Below are 16892 nucleotides of genomic sequence, written 5' to 3' on the forward strand. Positions count from 1 at the left end.
GACGGCACTTCGCCCGCCCGCCACATCTCGCTTCCCTCGCCGAGGTAGGTCAGTTGGTAGGGGAACTCGGCGCGGAGGCTGAGGGAATCGGCGACTGCATCCACCTGGGCAGCCGAGTAGAGGCGATGGAAGTCTTCGCGCGGGGTCACCGCATGCGGTTGTATACCCATGGCGGAGAGTAGATCGTCAGCCGTACGTGTCCGTCCAGCATGTGCTACGGCCTTTGGCTGAGTTCAACCGATCCACGGCCGGCCCCGTGGCACCCCCTGAACGGCCCCTGCGCGAGGCCGAACGCGACGCGCCAGCCCCCGTCCCCGCCTTCGCAAAGGGCCTACGCCTCGACTTTCAGGCCGTCACCGCCAGCCGCACCCTCCCCTGGAACTCAGACGTCCTGGAAGGGCACGTCAACCGCGTCAAGACCATCAAACGCGCCATATGCGGCCGGCGGCGGCCCCGGAGACCTCCGACCTGACGCTTCGGTCCGCGGCTGCCCGCCTGCGATCCTCCGCCCGCGGCAGGACCGCGCGGACGGTGCCGGACCTCGGTGGTTCCCGGGCCAGGCGCTCACCCGTCATGCAGCAGAGCGCGTAGCGGGTGGGCGGCAGCGTGCGCGGCCGGCCGCGACAGGTGCAGGGCGGTGTGGAAGCAGCCGTCGGTCTCCTTGCCTCGCGGGTCGTTGCCGGCTGCGTGCACGGCGGCGACGGCGCCCCGCTGTTCGTCGGCATCGGTGAAGCGCCGTTGTGGATAGGTGCGGCAGGTGTACTCCTGCGTGGTCAGACCGAACCGCCCCAAGCCCTCGGCGATCGCGCCGTAGGAGCCGGTGCGCAGGACGAAGGCGGCCACCCAAGGAGGGTCGAGCCTGCCCGCCAGCAGCGACTTGAAGGTCCGGGCAGACAGGAAGCTCGCCCCGCCGGTCACCGTGACCAGACGCACCCCGCGTGTGGCCCGGTACAGCGCCGGGCTCGGCGCACCGGTTTCCAGGTTCTCGGCGAACCCCGCCGCCAGCAGGCCGACGGCGCGCGCGTAGGCGAGGGCCGGAGCGGCGATGTCGAGGCCGACGACGCAGACGGCGTCCTCGCGGCGGCGTGCTGCGTAGTAGCGGCGGTCCGACTCGACCAGTTCCTCGGTCGTCATGCGGGCGACCGAGGGTGAGGTGTAGCGCTCGTGCAGCTCCTCCCACGTCACGTGGTGGTTGAGGAGGGCCGCGTTGATGCCGTACGAGCAACAGATGTCCAGGACCACGGCCTCGGTCTCATGATCCGTCGGGTGCTTGCGGTCGTCCGACGCGCCGGCGAACGGCAGAAGGCGGCGGAAGACACTCTGGGCGTGATGGGGCGTCTGATACCCCAGCGGCCCCAGAGCGACGAAGTACGACCGCGGATCCGGCCGAGTGTAGACCTCATCGAAACGCGTCATGCTCACTGGCACGTTGGGCCCGTGCCGACTGTCCTCAGCGCTCACTGGGGCTCCACCTCCAACAGAGGACACCTGCATACCGCACCACGCCACCGGCAAGAAGGGCGCCTCACGTTGACTCCGAGAACTTCTGGCCCACGGGGACGCCCTTGAGCTGGGTCACCACCTTCGTCCGCGACCAGCGGCGTCTTCGCTCGCGGCTCGGCGGCGAGTCGGGCATCGGTTACGTCACGACGGCTTCCCTGTGAGCGCGGTCCCGGCGTCTCGCCGCATTCGCCCACAGCGGCCTGCGGGGCTTCGACCAGGGCTTCGACCAGGGCCTCGACGAACCGACGGTGCGTGCCGTGGTCGACAAGCTCGTTACCATCAACACCGGGGATCCGTCTGGTGGTTGACGGCGAAGCGGACCGGACTTCAGCGCCGGGCCAGCGCCAGCACGCTCAGACCGAACATCAGCACGCCCAGCGGGAGATGGACCGACGGGACGTACGCGGTGCCGAGCGCGACCTGGGCCGAAGCGAGTACGAGGAAACCCGACGCGTGCCAGACGGGCCGGGGCGAGCCGCCGCCCGGCTTCCACGCCAGCACCGCCGCGAGCAGGTACAGCATCGACGCCCCGTACATCACGCGGGCTCCCACGCCGTGCAGCGTCTCGCCGTAGGAGGCGGTCAGCAGCAGTCCGGCGGAGACCGCCTGAAGGAAGATGGTCAGGGCCTGCAAGGCGAGCGCGACGTGCAGGAACGGGGTGCGGCGCGGTGCGTTCGACGTCGTCGTCCGGGTGGCCATGTCGTGGTCCCGCGCTGCACGGCCCGCCGGCGCCGCCCGCAGGCGAGCGCGTCCGAGACGAGACCCTGCTGGAGAGGGCCGAGCGCGCCGACAGCAGCTCGGAGCCGCTCCCGGACGCGCTGCACCGTTCCCTCTGTCGTTCCCTCTGCCGTTCCGGTTCAGTGGTGGTCTCCGCTCTGGTGTGGTTGAGGAGGGTCCGCAGGCGGGCGGGGCCTAGCTGCCGCCGGTGTCGTCCGTTTCTGGCCGCGAGGCATGACGGCACGCCAGGACATCAGCCGGTCGGTGGCGGACACCGACGGCCGCGTCCTGGACTTCGCCTCCGCCTGGCGGGCCGTGTGCTCTTTCTGGCCACCCCGACTGCCGGCCGTGCGGACGGTGCCCCATACCTCCGCCGCTGTACGGCGGGCGAAGGCCCCTTCGACGACATGGGGTTGATGCGCCGGCGGGAGGCGGGGATCCATGACGTGCAGATCGGGGGAGGGCGCGGCGGGTCTTCGGGCAGCCAGGAGAAGCGGAGCTGTAGGCACTGATGCCGGTGCTGCGAGTGGCGGTTGGTGCGGTGCGCGGCTCAGGCGAGGGGTCTTGTCGTACGTCCGCCGTAGGGTGGGAGGCGGCAGGATGTTTGGTTACCGTGACAAGGGAAACGCGAGGATCATGATGTCGTTCCTGAGCAAACTGAAGCGCCAGCGTGCCGAGTTGGTAGAACGGCGCCGTATGGAGGCCACCATGGCGGCGGGCTCTCGGGGTGCCGGCCTGGAGGAGGCCAAGCGCGCGGGCGACCGGGCGGCGCGGCGCAACTCCGACGCCGCGATCACCGCGTCGATCGCCTCCACCACGGCCTCGGGTGGCTGCTGACACCGGGCCCCTCACTCGCCCGTAGGGTTTCGTCCGTCGGACGCAGCGTCGATGCGAGCCAGTACCGCGGCGGTGCCGTCCTCAGTGGCGATGCGGCGCGCGAGTTCGGCCGCGCGCTGCCGGTGGGCCGGATCGGCCACGCAGGCGGTGATTGCCTCGGCGAGGGCTTCGGCGGTGAGCTCGTGGAACGGCAGCGGCCGCGGGGCGACTCCGAGCCGGTGCAGCCGGGCCGCCCAGAACGGTTGGTCGGCCATGACGGGTACCGGCACGGCGGGCACCCCGGCGCGCAGTCCGGCCGCGGTGGTGCCCGCCCCGGCGTGGTGGACGACGGCGGCCGTGCGGGGGAACAGCCAGTCGTGCGGGAGGTCGCCGATCGCCAGGACGTCATCGCCGACCGCGTTCAGGCTGGCCCACCCCGCCTGCACCACCGCGCGCACCCCCGCCCGGGCCACTGCCGCCGCCACCAGCTCGCCCAACCGTTCCCCCTGGCCCGGTGCCATGCTGCCGAACCCGATGAACACCGGGGGCGGACCGGCCTGGAGGAAGTCGACCAGCTCGGCCGGCGGCCGCCAACCGCGCGACCGGGCAGGCCACCAGTAACCCGTCACTTCGACCTCGGGCGGCCAGTCCGCCGGGCGCGGTACCACTCGTGGGCTGAACCCGTGGAAGACCGGCCGGATTCTTCCTGCCTGCGCCGACGCCGCGGCGTCGGGCAGCCCGAGCCGGGCGCGCAGCCGCGTCAGGACACCCTCCTGGAGCGCTCCGGCCTGCGCCAGCAGCGCCCGGCCCGTGGCGAGGTTGTCGTCCGGCCCCAGGTCGTCGGCGCTCGGCACGCCGGGCAGCGGGAACTCCCTCGTGGCAAAGGCCGGCGCGAGGTAGGTACCGATGACGGGGACTGCGAACGCCTCGCCGGCCGCCTGGCTGAGCGATGCGGGGCCGAACGCGGTGAGCACCAGGTCGGTGCCCTCCGCCACGGCCGCGACCACCCCCTCTGCCAACCGGTCCAAGAACGTCGAGGTCACCGTCCGCGCCTCCTCCGGTGACGTCGCCAGAGCGCGGGCGCGGATCAACTCCTGCGGATCTCCCGGCAGATGCCGGTGCTCGAGGCCGCACCCGGCTACGAGTCCGGCGAAGGGCGGGTGCGCGGCCACGGCGACCTGATGCCCGGCGTCCAGCAGACGCCGCCCCAGGCCCGTGAACGGTGCGACGTCCCCGCGCGAACCGGCGGTGACGATCAGAATCCGCATGTGATGATCCTCCTCGGCGAGTGCCGCCCCGGGCGGGCCGGAGGCGGCGGTCGCCGTGGACGCTAACGGCTCCTGCGCGGTGGAGGTTCAACCAACTGTGACGCACGGCACACAAGGTGAGGACACGGTGGGCATCGGCGAGTTGGCCGCACGCACCGGGCTGCCGGTGAAGACCATCCGCTACTACTCCGACATAGGGCTGCTGCCCGAGAGCGGACGCAGCCGAGGCGGCCACCGCAGGTACGCCGCGGACGCGCTGCCCCGGCTTCGACTGATTCAGCGCCTCCGCGCGCTCGACACCCCGATCGCCGCGATCGCCACGGTGATGACGGGAGAACACTCCCTGGCCGACCTCGTCACCCGCGAACTGGACACCGTCCAGGCACACCTGCGTGAGCTGACGTGGCGTCAGGGGATGCTGCGAACCCTGGACGACTGCCCCGAGCCGGAACGACTTCGCCGCCTCGCACTGCTCGCCGAGGTGGGCAAGCTCGACGAGGCCCACGACCGCCTGGTCCGATACTGGCACTGGGCGCTCCCAACCAGTTTGCCGCACCACTTGACCCAGGCAGTCATAGAAGGCGCGGTGCCCGTACCACCAGTCACCCCGAACAGCACGACCGCCCTCGCTTACGCCGAACTCCACGCCTTGACCAGCAAAGACGACCGGCGTCGCCAGCCGCAGAGCCACCAGGTCGGCGACGTCGCGTCGTTCTACTCCGGCATCATGGACGCCTGCACACTGGCCACCGAGGCCCTGGCCTCCGGCTGCCCGGCCCGACGCGCCGAGGCCATCGACCACTTCGTACGCACCTACGCCCGCATCAGCGGCCATGACGACACCCCGGCGTTCCGCGGACACCTCCGCAGCCAGTTCCGCCACGCAGCGCACGCCGGCTCGTTCCCGCTGCGCTACTGGCGACACGCCCTCGCCGTCACCAGTCACACCCCGCCTCAATCCAACGCCACCGGCCAAGGACACCTCGCCGCTTCCCTCGCCACCCTGCACCAGCAAGTCGCCGGCCTCCCCCTGGCCGCGGAGCACTGGGCCGACAACGACGGCAGCGCAGCAGCCCGGCCCGCCGAAGAGGCCGGAGGAACCGGGTGCCGTCACACCTCTGGTGGCGCCAGATCCGCACGTGGTGCCCGGTGAGCGATTCCAGTCTCCGCACACCGGCAGCACGTTGACGTTCGAAGGCCCGCGCTCATCTACGACGCTGGTTCCACGCGGGTGAGGTGGAGGCCGATGCCGTAGCCCTTGATCACCGTCAGGGTGTAGGCGTTGACGGGGACGTGGTCGGCGTCGTAGGCGATGCCGGTGATGGCCAGTGCGGGGTCACCGGGGGAGGCCCCGCAGCGTTCGGCGTCCTCGACGTCCAACAAGGCGGGTTCGACGCGTTGCAGGCTTTCGGCGACCCGTCTGCCTGCCAGCGTCAGCGCGTCGACGACGGTGGGGCTTGCCGCGAGCACGTCGGGAGTGATGCGGTCGGCCACGCCTTGGGGGACGATGTCCGTCGCAATGCCGTACGGAACGCTGCTGCGGAGCCTGGTGGCGCGGTAGCGCACCACGCGTGAGCCCACCGGGACCTTCAAGTGCGCGGCCAGAGCAGAGTCGGCGCGGAGCGTGTCTTGGACGCGATCGCGTTCGCGGACCTGGTGGGCTTCGTCGTCCAAGTCGTCGAGGAAGCCGGTGTAGACCGGCCCCGACTGTGGGGACAGCGGCTCTATGGGCAGCGGGTCGGCCACGTAGCTCCCCGAGCCACGGCGGCTGACGACGTACCCCGCGTCGCGCAGTTCGCTCAGTGCCTGGCGAACGGTGCTGCGGCTGGCTGCCATGGCCGCGGCGAGGTCGTCCTCGCTGGGCAGCCGCTGCCCGGGACGGTAGTGCCCGGCCAGAATACGGCCCTTGAGCGACATCGCGATGCGCACGTACAACGGGCGGTCCGGCCCTGGGGGGCGTGCCACGGTGAATTCCTCCTTCTAGGCAGTGCTGACCGCGCTCACATCGAAGTCGTTCACGGGCTGATCGCCTGGAGTTCACGGGCGATGGCGGTCTTGGTCGAGGCCGGGGCGTAGGAGGCACGCAGTGCGGTGGCCTGGGCGTCCAGCAATGCCTGGCGAGAGAACCCGTGCAGGTCATGAGCCGTCCGCAGCTCGTCGTTCAGCGTGGTCTGGAAGTAGGCGGGATCGTCGGTGTTGAGTGTCACCGCCAGCCCCGCGCGGGCCAGTTCGCCCAGCACGTGGCTCTCCGCGTCCTTCGCGATGCGCAGGGCCACGTTGGAGGTGGGTGCCACCTCCAGGGGGATCCGTCCCTCGGCAAGATGCGCGACGAGAGCCGGGTCGTCCAGGCAGCGGATGCCGTGCCCGATGCGATCTGCCTTGAGCACCCGCAAGGCACCCCAGATGCTCTCGGGGCCTGCGGTCTCTCCGGCGTGCGGGAGTGCAGCCAGTCCGTGGGCTTTGGCCTTGGCGAACGAGGAGGCGAACAGCTCGGGCGGAAAACCGTGTTCCACGCCGCCCAGCCCCAGTCCGACCACTGCTTCGGGAGCGGCCGGGCCCAGCAGGAAGTCGACCGTGCTGTGGGCGTCGGGGTCTTCGGCGTTGCGGACGATGTCGCAGATCCAGCCGATCTCCGCTCCGTGCTCGGCACGGGCGCGGCGACGTCCCTCGTCGAGCCCCGCGGCATACTCCGCCAACGCGATGCCGCGGTGCTGGTGCCCCATCGGGGAGGTGGTCACCTCCGCGTAGCGGACGTTCTGCGCCGCCAGTTCGGCGGCCAGCGCGACCGTGGCGTCCGCGAAGTCCTCCGCACTCCGCAACACCTTCAGCCCCGTCATGAAGAGCCGACCGAAGTCCTCGAAGCTGCCGAACTGGTACAGCTCGGTGAGCTCCTCGGCGCTGCCCGCCCGCAAAGTGACGCCGTTTCGCTCCGCCAGCGCGAACAGCGTCGCGGGCCGGAGCGAACCCTCGAGATGTACGTGCAGCTCCACCTTCGGCAGCTGCTGGATCCACTCGTTGATTTCCATGATCCCCCAATCTGTATGGCTCACGGTACAGATAATCTGTACCGTGAGCCATACAGATCGACGAACGGCGGCCTGCACGCCCACACCACGACGCCGCACGAAGCGCCAGCCATGTCGAGCACGCCTGCGTTACGCAACACAGAGCACCCGGTCCCGAACTGCGCGCCCCGTCGCCGTCTGAACAAGTGGCCTGGACGCCTCGCGGCAGCATGGGGGCTCGTGTTCGCGGTGCCCAGTTTCGTCTGGACGACGGGCAGCACCTTCGGTGCGCAGCCGACCGTACCTGTGGGGACCCTGGTTCATCGCCGGCGGCCTGGCGTTCGCCACGGCCACCGCGCTGTACGTTCGTCGGCATGACGACCGGCGCGAAGTGCGACTCTACGGTGCCACAGGCACGTTCGCGGCCCTGCTCCTGTCGCTGCTGTCGACAACCACCGGGATCGGTTAGGAACCATGGACCGACCACCGTCCGCCCTGCCATCGTCACGACGTTCATCAAGAAGTGGGCTGGCGCGGAGTGCGGAAGGAAGGCCGCGGACGGTTCGGGATCGAGGGCTGGGAAAGGGGTGGGCGCCGCGGTCGGCGCGGGTCCCTCCATCGCGCGGGCGGAACGAGCGGAGGCGCGGTACACCCACCTTCATTCCCGTCCACGGCCCCGGGAGCAACTCCTTCTACTCGGCAGCCCCTACCACGCGAACTGGGGCTGCGTAGCCACCGCGCCATCGCGGCCGACCTTCCAACGGGCGCACCACAACGGCCCCGTACTGCTGGTCGGCGGGAGCCTGGGCGGAACGCCCCTCAACGCGGTCGCCAACCCGGTGCCCGAACCGATCTCGCACCCGGTGGTCGGCGCGTAGGAACGTCAGCAATCCCTCCAACAAGGCAAGCCGTCGAGGCCGAACTGGTCGTCGATGAGCCGTCGGATCTGCTCGGTTTCGGGGTGAGGGGCGAGACGGCCCAGGTGAGTACAGACTCGGTGCTCTCACCCAGCTCCGCGTGGACGGCTTCGAGGGCCGCGATGAGGGCGTCGCCCGACTCCCACCGTTCCTGCGCCGCGACATCAACTTGTTGGGCCGCTAGGCCTTCCAACTTCCCGACCTGCCAGACCTGTCGGACCTACCCGGCGGCCTGCGGCCCCTGCGCGACAGGAACGCCACGGACGAGCCGCGACGGGGCGGTGCGAAGGCCGGCGTCGAACGGTGAGTCCGTGGCGCCGAGCGGATGGTCCACGTGGGCGGAAGATGCCGGGTGTCAGTGCGGGACGCCGAGGCCGTCCAGGACGATGCCCACAGCCCGGTCGAGTGCTTCGCCTTCGCTGAGGTCTGTGGCGTATGCGAGGGCGCGCAGGAGGAGGGAGATGTCGTCGCCCGTGACGTCGGGTCGCGCGGCGCCTGCGGCCTGGGCGCGGTGGAGCGCGCCGTCGAGGGCGGCACGGAAGGTGTCGGCAGCCTCGGTGACCGGCCGGGACAGGCCCTCTCCGTCGTCGTCGTGGGGTGGCAGCAGGTCCAGCAGGGTCATTTTCACCGGCCCGGCCGCCGCGAGGGTCTTCATCAGGGAGGCGAGGGCTTTGCCCGCGTCCGGGCTGTCGGCGAGCTGCAACGCCTCGACGGTCAGTTTCTCCAAGTGGCGCACCGCGGTGGCCTCGATCAGGTCCTGCTTGGTGGCGAAGTTCCGGAAGACGGTGGCGATGCTGACCCCGGCCCGCTGGGCGACCTCGTCGGTGGAGGCGGCGGCCCCCTTCTCGGCGAACACGTGCTCGGCGGCCAGCAGGACCTTCTCCCTGTTGGCGGCTCCATCGCGGCGCATACCGGACCCCTTGTGCAAACGTAGTGAGCACTACGTATGATGCGTAGTGAAGACTTCGCTTAAGGGTATGTCGCCACGCCCCCGTGCGCCAAACACGCCGAGCGGGCCGCCTCCGACGACCGTCACCGCGCGGCGCGGTGCGGCCGCGAGCACAAACCGCGGGCCTGCCCAGAACCTGCCCGGAACCAAAGCGCTAAGGAGCACCATCCATGTCCATAACGGACGAACACACCACCGTCGTGATCGTAGGCGCGGGTGTCGCCGGCCTCACTCTGGGCAACCTCCTCCTGCGCAGCGGGATCGACTGCGTCGTGTTGGAGAGGCGAAGCCGCGAGTACGTCGAGCAGCGCCAGCGCGCAGGGGTCATCGACTCCCGGGCCGCGCGCATGTTCCGCGAATGGGGCCTGGCGGACCGGGTTCTCGGAGGCGTCCCCTTCGAGCCGGCGCTGAACTTCCGCATCGACGGCGAGACGCGGCGCTTCACGTACGTGACGGACGACCACGGCGACGGACGCTTCTGCCCCCAACAGGTGCTCGTGCGCAACCTCATCGACGTGTTCGTCAGCGATGGCGGCGACCTCCGCTTCGAAGCCGACGACGTGGAGTTGGAGGACGTCACAGGCCCCCGACCGCGCGTGCGCTACCACGACAGCGCGGGCATGACACGCTCCATTACCTGCGACTTAATCGCCGGCTGCGACGGGGACCACGGTGTCACCCGGGCGAGCATCCCCGAGGAGGAGCTGACCCGCCACTCCCACGAGTACGGGTACGCCTGGCTGACCGTACTCGCCGAGGCCCCCGCCAACCACCAGTCCATGATGGCTATCCACGACCGAGGATTCGCCGGCCAGTTCGCCCGCGGCCCGCAGGCGAGCCGCTTCTACCTCCAGTGCCCCCTGGACACCTCCGTCGAGGAGTGGACGGACGGCCGTATCTGGGAGGAGATCGAGGCGCGCTTCGGCGAACCGGTCGCCGTGAAGGGACGGATCTCCAGCAAGACACTGGTGCCACTGCGCAGTGTCGTCCATGACCCGATGAGCCACGGCCGCCTGTACCTGCTCGGCGATGCCGCGCACATCGTGCCGCCCATGAGCGCCAAGGGCATGAACCTGGCCCTGCATGACGCCGACGTGTTCGCCGCGGCCGTCCTGAAGCAGGTCGAGGAGCAGGACGCGAGCCTGCTGGGGGCGTACTCCGCCACCTGTCTGAAGCATGTGTGGAACTACCAGGCGTTCGCCGCATGGTTCACCGACCTCATGCACGACGCGGGAGACGTCCTCTACCACGGTGAGTTCCGGCGTCGCCTGGCACGCGCCGAGTTCGAGCGCCTCTACGACTCGAAGACCGCCAACCGGTTCTTCGGCGAGTTCCTCACCGGCCTGAACTGAGACCGCCACCCTCGGAAGAGGGCAGGAACTGTGGGTCTGAGCAGTCGAAGTCTGCAGATCCTGCCGCCAGGGCCCGCAGGCCCGAACCGGTTTCCCCCCCGGCCCCCCCCGCGGGCTCTGCTCCCGAACACCGTGCCGTGACGGCTCGGCGCCGCCCGGCCCGCGCACCGCGGTGTGCTCGTCCAGAAGGGCACGGGCCTGGCCGTAGGAGAGGCGGGCCAGGCCGATGTCCTGCCACGCGTCGACCGGCAGTTCCTCCTCTATCAGCGCTGGTTGGCCGAACGGCTCGCCACCATTGAGGACCCCGAACACCGGCGGCTTCTCCAGCGCTTCGCAGCCTGGCACCAGATGCGGAGCCTACGGAGCAAGGCGGAGAAGGGACCGCTGGGAGGCTCCCAGACCAACCAGACCAACCAGACGAAGCGGAAGATCACTCAGGCCGGCGCCTTCCTCGCCCAACTCGCCGACCGGGGAGCAATGCTCAAGACCTGTGGATCGATTCTGGGAGGGACGCGGAGGGCGTACCTTCCCGAATGATCCTCTGAAGGTCATCGAGTGGGCCCGCGTTCGCAGCGCGGGTCGGGAAGGCGCGTCCATGCTCAGCGTAGTGACTGCCGATCGTTCTACCGAGTCCGGCTCCCTGATAGACGAGATCGTCCGCGAGGGAGCCCGGCGCCTGCTCGCCGCCGCGCTGGAGGCGGAAGTCAACCAGTACATAGCCGAGTTGACGGCCGAGACGGACGAACGGGGCCGCCGTCTGGTGGTCCGTAACGGTCACCACCGGCCCCGCACCGTGGTCACCGCCGCCGGACCGGTGGAGGTCACCGCGCCCCGGGTGAACGACCGCCGCGTGGACGAGGCGACCGGCGAGCGCATGCGTTTCTCCTCCAGGATCCTGGCGCCGTGGTGACGCAAGTCCCCGAAGGTCTCCGAGGTCCTGCCACTGCTCTATCTGCACGGACTGTCCTCCGGCGACTTCGTGCCCGCCCTGGAGCAGTTCCTCGGCGGCACCGCCGGCCTGTCCCCGGCGACCGTGACCCGGCTCACCAGGCAGTGGAGCGACGATCACGCCGCCTTCCAGGAGCGCGACCTGTCGGATCGCGACTTCGTCTACGTGTGGGCCGACGGGGTGCACCCCAAGGTCCGGCTCGGCCAGGCACACTCCTGTGTCCTGGTCCTGCTCGGGGTGCGGCTGGACGGCACCAAGGAGCTGATCGCCCTGGCCGAGGGGCTGCGGGAGAGCACCGAATCGTGGGCCGACCTGCTGCGCGACTGCCGCCGCCTGGGCATGCGCGACCCGGAGCTGGTCATCGGCGACGGCGCGATGGGCCTGTGGAAGGCCCCGGCCGAGGTGTTCCCCGCCACCCGACACCAGCGCTGCTGGGTCCATAAGGCCCGAAACGTCGCGAACTGCCTGCCGAAGTCCGCACAGCCGGGCGCGGCGAAGGCGCTGCAGGAGAGCTACAACGCCGAGGACCGCGCCCACGCGGAGAAAGCGATCGAGGCATTCGCGAGGACCTACGGGACGAAGTGGCCCAAGGCCGCCGCGAAGATCGTCGAGGACCAGGAGGAGCTGCTGGCGTTCTACGACTTCCCGGCCGAGCACTGGATCCACCTGCGGACCACGAACCCGATCGAGTCGACGTTCTCCACGGTCAAGCTAAGGACCAAAGGACCAAGGTCACCCGCGGGGCCGGAAAGCCCGGCAGCGGCACTGGCCATGGTGTTCAAGCTGGTGGAGTCCGCTCGGGCTCGATGGCGCGCGATCACCGGAGCCCACCTCGTCGCCTTGGTCCGCTCCGGCGCGAAGTTCGAGGGCGGCGTCCTGGTCGAGCGTTCTGAGAGAATCGCAGCATGACCGGCCAGCACCACGCCGCCGACGAATCCAGTCAGCCCGTTGCCGAACCGATCCGGCTCGACCTGTCCGATCCCGACACCGTGCGTCGTCTGTGGGACCTTCAGCGAGCCTCCTACACGGTTGAAGCCCGGCTCATCGGCTTCGACGGCATCCCGCCTCTGCACGAGTCCCTCGAACAGCTGCGTACATGCGGCGAATCCTTCCTCGGGGTTCACGAGGAGTCGGGGCTTGTCGGAGCAGTCGCCTGGGCCCGTCGGCCGGACGGTGCTCTGGAGATCTGCCGCCTCATGGTCCATCCCGTCGCGCATCGCCGGGGCGTCGCAACAGCACTGCTCGACTCCCTGGACCGGATCGAGCCCGCCGAACTGACCGTCGTCTCCACCGGAACCGCCAACCTGCCCGCAGTCGCGCTCTATCGTCGGCGTGGATTCATCCCTTTCGGCGAGCACCAGGTCGCGCCCGACGTCACGGTCACGCTGCTGGAACGCAAGAACACATCAGCATCTCAGCCAGCCCACAACTCTTGACATTTACTCCCGACCCCCGAGGCCCATCGAACACTGCCAACAAGCTGACCTCGACGCCTGGCACACCCAGCAACCAGTCCTGCCAGCACGTGCCCTACGCCAGCAGCAGAGGCTCCCAGTGGCTCTTCCCCGGCCGACAGCCCGGCCAGCCGATGAACCCGGTCAGTCTCCAAGTCCACCTGCGGGAGACCGGAGTCCCGCCGCAGCGCGGCAGGACCTCCGCGAGCCGCCAACTCGTCCTCCACGCCCCGGCCTCCGTCATCGGGTAGGCGCTCGGCTACCACGACAAGCCAGCCACTCGCCTGGTCACTGAAGCCGGAGGAACATGGAGCCGATACGCCCTGGCGACCACACACGGCGACACCAGGACCGACCTCGACGAGGAACAAGCTGAGCGTCGCCGTGCTGGCAGTGGACGCGGATGAGTACCGGGTGCTGGTCTCCTACGGCGAGATCGCCCCGGGTGCCGGCAACCGGGGCGCGGTCCTGGCCGTCGAGCAGGACGGGGCACCGCCGGCCCGACCCCAGCTGGTCGTGACCGGTGAGGTCAGCGGTGGGCGCGGCGTCAACGACGTCGTCGAGTTGGACGTCGTGTGCGTCGAGTCCACCGGCTAACTCCGAGCGACTTCAGCGGTGTGCGCGGGGGTGTAGCGCTCGCCCATGACCTGGTCGCTCAGCGGGTTCAGCGTGGCCAGCGCTTCGGCGTCCAGGGTGAGTTCCAGCGCGGCTGCGTTCTGTTCCAGCCGGGCCGGGCTGCGGGTGCCCGGGATGGTCGCCACCGCCACCCCGAGTCGCTCGGCCTGGGCGTACACCCAGGCCAGCGCCACCTGGGCCGGGGTGGCACCCAGCCGGTCGGCCACCTTGCGCACGGTCTGCGCGATCTTCTCGTTGGCCTCGCCCGCCTCGCCGGCGAAGCGGGGGTTGGTCCGCCGGAAGTCCTTCTCGCCCAGCGTGGAGCGGTCCAGGGCACCGGTCAGGAACCCCCGCCCCAGCGGCGAGTACGGCACCAGCCCGATCCCCAGCTCGGCCATCACCGGGGTGACCGCCTCGACGTCGCGGGTCCACAGCGAGTACTCGCTTTGCACCGCGGTGATCGGGTGCACCGCGTGCGCCCGGCGCAGCAGCTCGCCGTCGACCTCGGACAGGCCCAGATGGCGGACCTTGCCCGCCTCGACCAGCTCGGCCATCGCCCCGACGGTCTCCTCGATCTCCACGTCCTGGGGCGGGCGGTGGGCGTAGTACAGGTCGATCACCTCGACGCCCAGCCGCAGCAGCGAGGCGTCGCAGGAGCGCAGCACGTAGTCCCGGGCACCGCGGATGCGGCGTGCCCGGTCGCCGGCGCTGCGGTCGATGCCGAACTTGGTGGCCAGCTGCACCTGGTCCCGGCGGCCGTGGATGGCCCGGCCCACCAGCACCTCGTTGTGCCCGGTGCCGTAGGCGTCGGCGGTGTCCAGGAACGTGATGCCCAGCTCCAGGGCCCGGTCGATGGTGGCCAGGCCGCCGTCCCAGTCGGCGGCGCCGTAGCTCTCGCTCATCCCCATGCACCCCAGGCCCATCGCGCTGACGGTGAGACCGGGCGAGCCGAGCGTGGTTCGGGTGATCATGCGCGGATACTCCTCCTGCCCGGCGGACCGGGCGGTACCTCGAGGGCTGACGAACGCTTTCGAAACTAGGACTTGGAGCGCGCTCGAAGTCAAGCCGGAAGACCGGCCCCCGACGGCGGGTCAGGGTGAGAGTGAGGGGGAAACGGCCGACCGGCAACAGGTGGCCATAAGGCCCGGACACCGCGTAGACGGATCACTGATGTCCAGTTGCTCAGCCCGGTACTCCACCGGCTCCGGCGGCACCCCATCGAGCGGATCGTCGGAGAACCCGCCCGTGCAACGGACCGTTGCCAGCTGCACCGCGAACCCCGGCTTGTGACGTCCTGGACGACGGCCAGCAGGTCCACCTCCGGCTCGGAGACCCGCCCTCGCCCGTGCCCGAGCCCGTCGCTGATCTCGTTCGGGACTACCTTCGGTCACTCCCGGCCCACACACCCGCGGTGAACCTCTCCACCACCTGGCTCTTCCCCGGCCGCCGTCCGGGCCAGCCGATGAACCCGACCACCTTGCTCCGCCCCCTCCGCGACCTCGGTGTCCCGGCCCAACGAGCCCGCACCTCCGCCATCCGGCACCTCGTCCTCCAGGCCCCCGCGCCGGTCCTCGCCAAGGCCCTCGGCTACCACGACAAGACCGCCACCCGGCTCGTCACCGAGGCTGGTGGCACCTGGATCCGATACGCCCCCGGCGACCACGCACGGTGACACCACCATCGCCACCCATCAGGAATATGCGACACCTCAACCTGCGCGCCTACCAGTCTCAACCCCCGGGTACGCGAAGGTCCCTGCGCCGGCTGGCCGTTGCCGGCCCCAGACCAGCACTCGACGCCGCTCCTACCGACCGCGTCCGTCGCGTTGCCGGCCGCAGGGCCCGCCGCGACGGGCGTTGCGCCGCCTCGCTTCCAGTGAGCGTCAGCGTCGCGGTCCGGCGGGGGCTCGGGTTTCTGGGAGAGGCCGTGGTAGCTCGATCAAGCGAAGCGCGGGCCAAGTTGGTGGCCACCAACGTCAGATCGATCAAGAAAATCGCGCAAGGTGCCAGCGCGTCGCTGCCTGCCCGTCAGACGTCGAAACGGCCGCGTGCACTCTCGATGTGACCGAGGTGCTCGTGGGTCCAGCCGCAGAGGGCGTCGACCGCGGTGCGCAGGCCCCGGCCCGGCTCGGTGAGGGTGTACTCGACTCGCGGCGGCACGGTGGGGTGCACCTCACGGTCGACCAGGCCGTTGCGCTCCAGCATGCGCAGGTTCTGGGTGAGCATCTTGTGGCTGACGCCCTCGACCTCGTTCCGCAGCTCGCTGAAGCGCAGGGTGCGCTCGCCGAGCGCCTCGATGATCAGGAGCGCCCACTTGTTGGCGACGTCCGAGAAGATCTCCCGCGCCAGGGAGTCCGCGCGCCTCAGATCTGCGTCCTCGGGCAGACCCTTGAGCAGCTGCTTGGTCACCATGAGGTTCCCCAGTCACCGAAAAGTGCGTTCTTCCAGGTCAAGCGTCACTCTCCTACAGTTCCCGAGTAACTACAAGAGAGCAAACCGGAAGGGCGAGCACCGTGGCCACCATCGAAGTCTTCAACTACAACGTGCCGGCCGAGAGCGACTTCGGCTACTCACAGGCGATCAAGTCCGGCGAGCTGATCCACGTCTCTGGCCAGCTCTCGTTCGATGAGGCAGGCGAGTTCCGCTACGCGGGCGACTTCGTCGCCCAACTCAGGCAGACCTACGCCAACATGGACAAGGTCCTGGACCACTACGGCGCCACCCGGAACCAGGTCGTCTCGCAGACCCTGTACGTGGTGAACCTGCGGCAGAATGCCGGGGCGACGGCGGAGGGCAACCTGGGGTACTTCGGCGACCATCGCCCGGCCAGCACGGTCTTGGGCATCACCGAACTGACCCTGCCCGGCCAGGTCATCGAAATCAGCTTCGTCATCGACACGAAACTGCCCGCCTGACGTCTCCTCCTCGAACGTCCCACGGTCCCGAATGGCGGCAGCCTCTGCCGGAGATTCCGGTCATCCGGTAATGGATGCCGACCTCGCGAACTGAGCACGTTTATCCGGTGATTGGGCACGTTCACGTGCTCGGTGAGCCCCCCAAGATGGGCGGGTCAGCGGAAGGAGACGAAGCCCTTTGACTGGTCGAGATGGAATGGCGAGCCGGGGCTCTCAGGCAGCCATCCGTTGCGGCGAGCGGTGCGGATGCTGTCGGCCTTCCGCGAACCCTCCATCGGTAGGCGGTGTCGTCAACGGTGATGCGTCGCGACCCCTTCTTCACCAGTGCCATGCCCACGCCCTTTCTCAGGACGACGACAGTCAACAGCTCCTCGTCATGTCGCTCCGGTTTCCTCGGCTGTGTCGAGCCTCAGCATCTGCGCATCGGAGCCAC

The 16892-nt window shown here is 69.7% G+C and carries 15 protein-coding genes and 3 pseudogenes; 9 read left to right on the forward strand and 9 right to left on the reverse strand.

The window, feature by feature from the left end; all coding sequences use genetic code 11:
- Positions 1-564: 564 nt before the first annotated feature.
- Together ABD385_RS36670 and ABD385_RS36675 are read right to left on the reverse strand one after the other, a co-directional pair.
- Positions 565-1416, reverse strand: a complete 852-nt coding sequence (locus tag ABD385_RS36670) for a hypothetical protein (protein WP_344584018.1) — start codon at positions 1414-1416, stop codon at positions 565-567.
- Between the two features lie 414 nt (positions 1417-1830).
- A complete protein-coding gene (locus tag ABD385_RS36675) occupies positions 1831-2202 on the reverse strand; it encodes a hypothetical protein (protein ID WP_344584020.1) in 372 nt (123 codons plus the stop codon).
- 654 nt (positions 2203-2856) lie between these two features.
- Here ABD385_RS36675 and ABD385_RS36680 point away from each other — a divergent pair.
- Positions 2857-3057 carry a hypothetical protein gene (locus ABD385_RS36680; RefSeq protein ID WP_344584022.1) on the forward strand — a complete coding sequence of 67 codons (201 nt, stop codon included), beginning with the start codon at positions 2857-2859 and terminating at the stop codon, positions 3055-3057.
- Positions 3058-3068: 11 nt separating this feature from the next.
- On the opposite strand, the gene ABD385_RS36685 is transcribed toward ABD385_RS36680, so the two are convergent.
- Positions 3069-4304 carry a glycosyltransferase gene (locus ABD385_RS36685; RefSeq protein WP_344584023.1) on the reverse strand — a complete coding sequence of 412 codons (1236 nt, stop codon included), beginning with the start codon at positions 4302-4304 and terminating at the stop codon, positions 3069-3071.
- 97 nt (positions 4305-4401) lie between these two features.
- Here ABD385_RS36685 and ABD385_RS36690 point away from each other — a divergent pair, with 97 nt between their 5' ends.
- The gene (locus ABD385_RS36690) at positions 4402-5457 is read left to right on the forward strand and encodes a helix-turn-helix domain-containing protein (protein WP_344584025.1); all 1056 of its coding nucleotides are present in this window, start codon (positions 4402-4404) and stop codon (positions 5455-5457) included.
- 56 nt (positions 5458-5513) lie between these two features.
- On the opposite strand, the gene ABD385_RS36695 is transcribed toward ABD385_RS36690, so the two are convergent.
- Together ABD385_RS36695 and add are read right to left on the reverse strand one after the other, a co-directional pair.
- Positions 5514-6269, reverse strand: a complete 756-nt coding sequence (locus ABD385_RS36695; protein WP_344584026.1) for a GntR family transcriptional regulator — start codon at positions 6267-6269, stop codon at positions 5514-5516.
- 50 nt (positions 6270-6319) lie between these two features.
- Positions 6320-7330 carry an adenosine deaminase gene (gene add, locus ABD385_RS36700; RefSeq protein WP_344584027.1) on the reverse strand — a complete coding sequence of 337 codons (1011 nt, stop codon included), beginning with the start codon at positions 7328-7330 and terminating at the stop codon, positions 6320-6322.
- A 966-nt stretch (positions 7331-8296) separates the two neighbouring features.
- On the opposite strand from add, the pseudogene ABD385_RS36705 reads away from it, so the two are divergent.
- A pseudogene (locus tag ABD385_RS36705) lies at positions 8297-8533 on the forward strand (hypothetical protein); the annotation flags it as partial.
- A gap of 48 nt (positions 8534-8581) precedes the next feature.
- On the opposite strand, the gene ABD385_RS36710 reads toward ABD385_RS36705, so the two are convergent.
- Positions 8582-9136, reverse strand: coding sequence for a TetR/AcrR family transcriptional regulator (locus ABD385_RS36710; RefSeq protein ID WP_344584029.1), 555 nt, complete (start codon positions 9134-9136; stop codon positions 8582-8584).
- A 209-nt stretch (positions 9137-9345) separates the two neighbouring features.
- On the opposite strand from ABD385_RS36710, the gene ABD385_RS36715 reads away from it, so the two are divergent.
- A complete protein-coding gene (locus tag ABD385_RS36715) occupies positions 9346-10527 on the forward strand; it encodes a 4-hydroxybenzoate 3-monooxygenase (RefSeq protein WP_344584031.1) in 1182 nt (393 codons plus the stop codon).
- Between the two features lie 153 nt (positions 10528-10680).
- Here ABD385_RS36715 and ABD385_RS36720 read toward each other — a convergent pair.
- Positions 10681-10761, reverse strand: a pseudogene (locus ABD385_RS36720) (site-specific integrase); the annotation flags it as partial.
- A 361-nt stretch (positions 10762-11122) separates the two neighbouring features.
- On the opposite strand from ABD385_RS36720, the pseudogene ABD385_RS36725 reads away from it, so the two are divergent.
- The 3 genes and pseudogenes from ABD385_RS36725 to ABD385_RS36735 all read left to right on the forward strand — a co-directional run bounded on the left by ABD385_RS36725 (position 11123) and on the right by ABD385_RS36735 (position 13527).
- Positions 11123-12385: pseudogene (locus ABD385_RS36725) on the forward strand (IS256 family transposase).
- Positions 12382-12912, forward strand: a complete 531-nt coding sequence (locus ABD385_RS36730) for a GNAT family N-acetyltransferase (RefSeq protein WP_344584033.1) — start codon at positions 12382-12384, stop codon at positions 12910-12912. Before ABD385_RS36725 ends, ABD385_RS36730 begins: the two are co-directional and overlap by 4 nt.
- 402 nt (positions 12913-13314) lie before the next feature.
- Positions 13315-13527, forward strand: a complete 213-nt coding sequence (locus ABD385_RS36735) for a hypothetical protein (RefSeq protein ID WP_344584034.1) — start codon at positions 13315-13317, stop codon at positions 13525-13527.
- Here ABD385_RS36735 and ABD385_RS36740 read toward each other — a convergent pair.
- On the reverse strand, positions 13524-14516 hold the full coding sequence (locus ABD385_RS36740) for an aldo/keto reductase (RefSeq protein ID WP_344584036.1): 993 nt from the start codon (positions 14514-14516) through the stop codon (positions 13524-13526). The two genes, ABD385_RS36735 and ABD385_RS36740, sit on opposite strands and share 4 nt — an antisense overlap.
- Before the next feature lie 440 nt (positions 14517-14956).
- Between ABD385_RS36740 and ABD385_RS36745 the strand changes: the two genes are divergently transcribed.
- Positions 14957-15217, forward strand: coding sequence for a hypothetical protein (locus tag ABD385_RS36745; protein WP_344584038.1), 261 nt, complete (start codon positions 14957-14959; stop codon positions 15215-15217).
- Positions 15218-15572: 355 nt separating this feature from the next.
- Here the strand turns inward: ABD385_RS36745 and ABD385_RS36750 are convergent, their stop codons facing one another.
- Complete coding sequence (locus tag ABD385_RS36750; RefSeq protein ID WP_344584040.1) at positions 15573-15956, reverse strand: winged helix-turn-helix transcriptional regulator; 384 nt, start codon at positions 15954-15956, stop codon at positions 15573-15575.
- A 101-nt stretch (positions 15957-16057) separates the two neighbouring features.
- Between ABD385_RS36750 and ABD385_RS36755 the strand changes: the two genes are divergently transcribed.
- Positions 16058-16459, forward strand: coding sequence for a RidA family protein (locus tag ABD385_RS36755; RefSeq protein WP_344584042.1), 402 nt, complete (start codon positions 16058-16060; stop codon positions 16457-16459).
- Positions 16460-16892 lie beyond the last annotated feature (433 nt).

The sequence above is a fragment of the Streptomyces lunalinharesii genome (assembly GCF_039532155.1).
In the GTDB taxonomy this organism is placed as follows: domain Bacteria; phylum Actinomycetota; class Actinomycetes; order Streptomycetales; family Streptomycetaceae; genus Streptomyces; species Streptomyces lunalinharesii.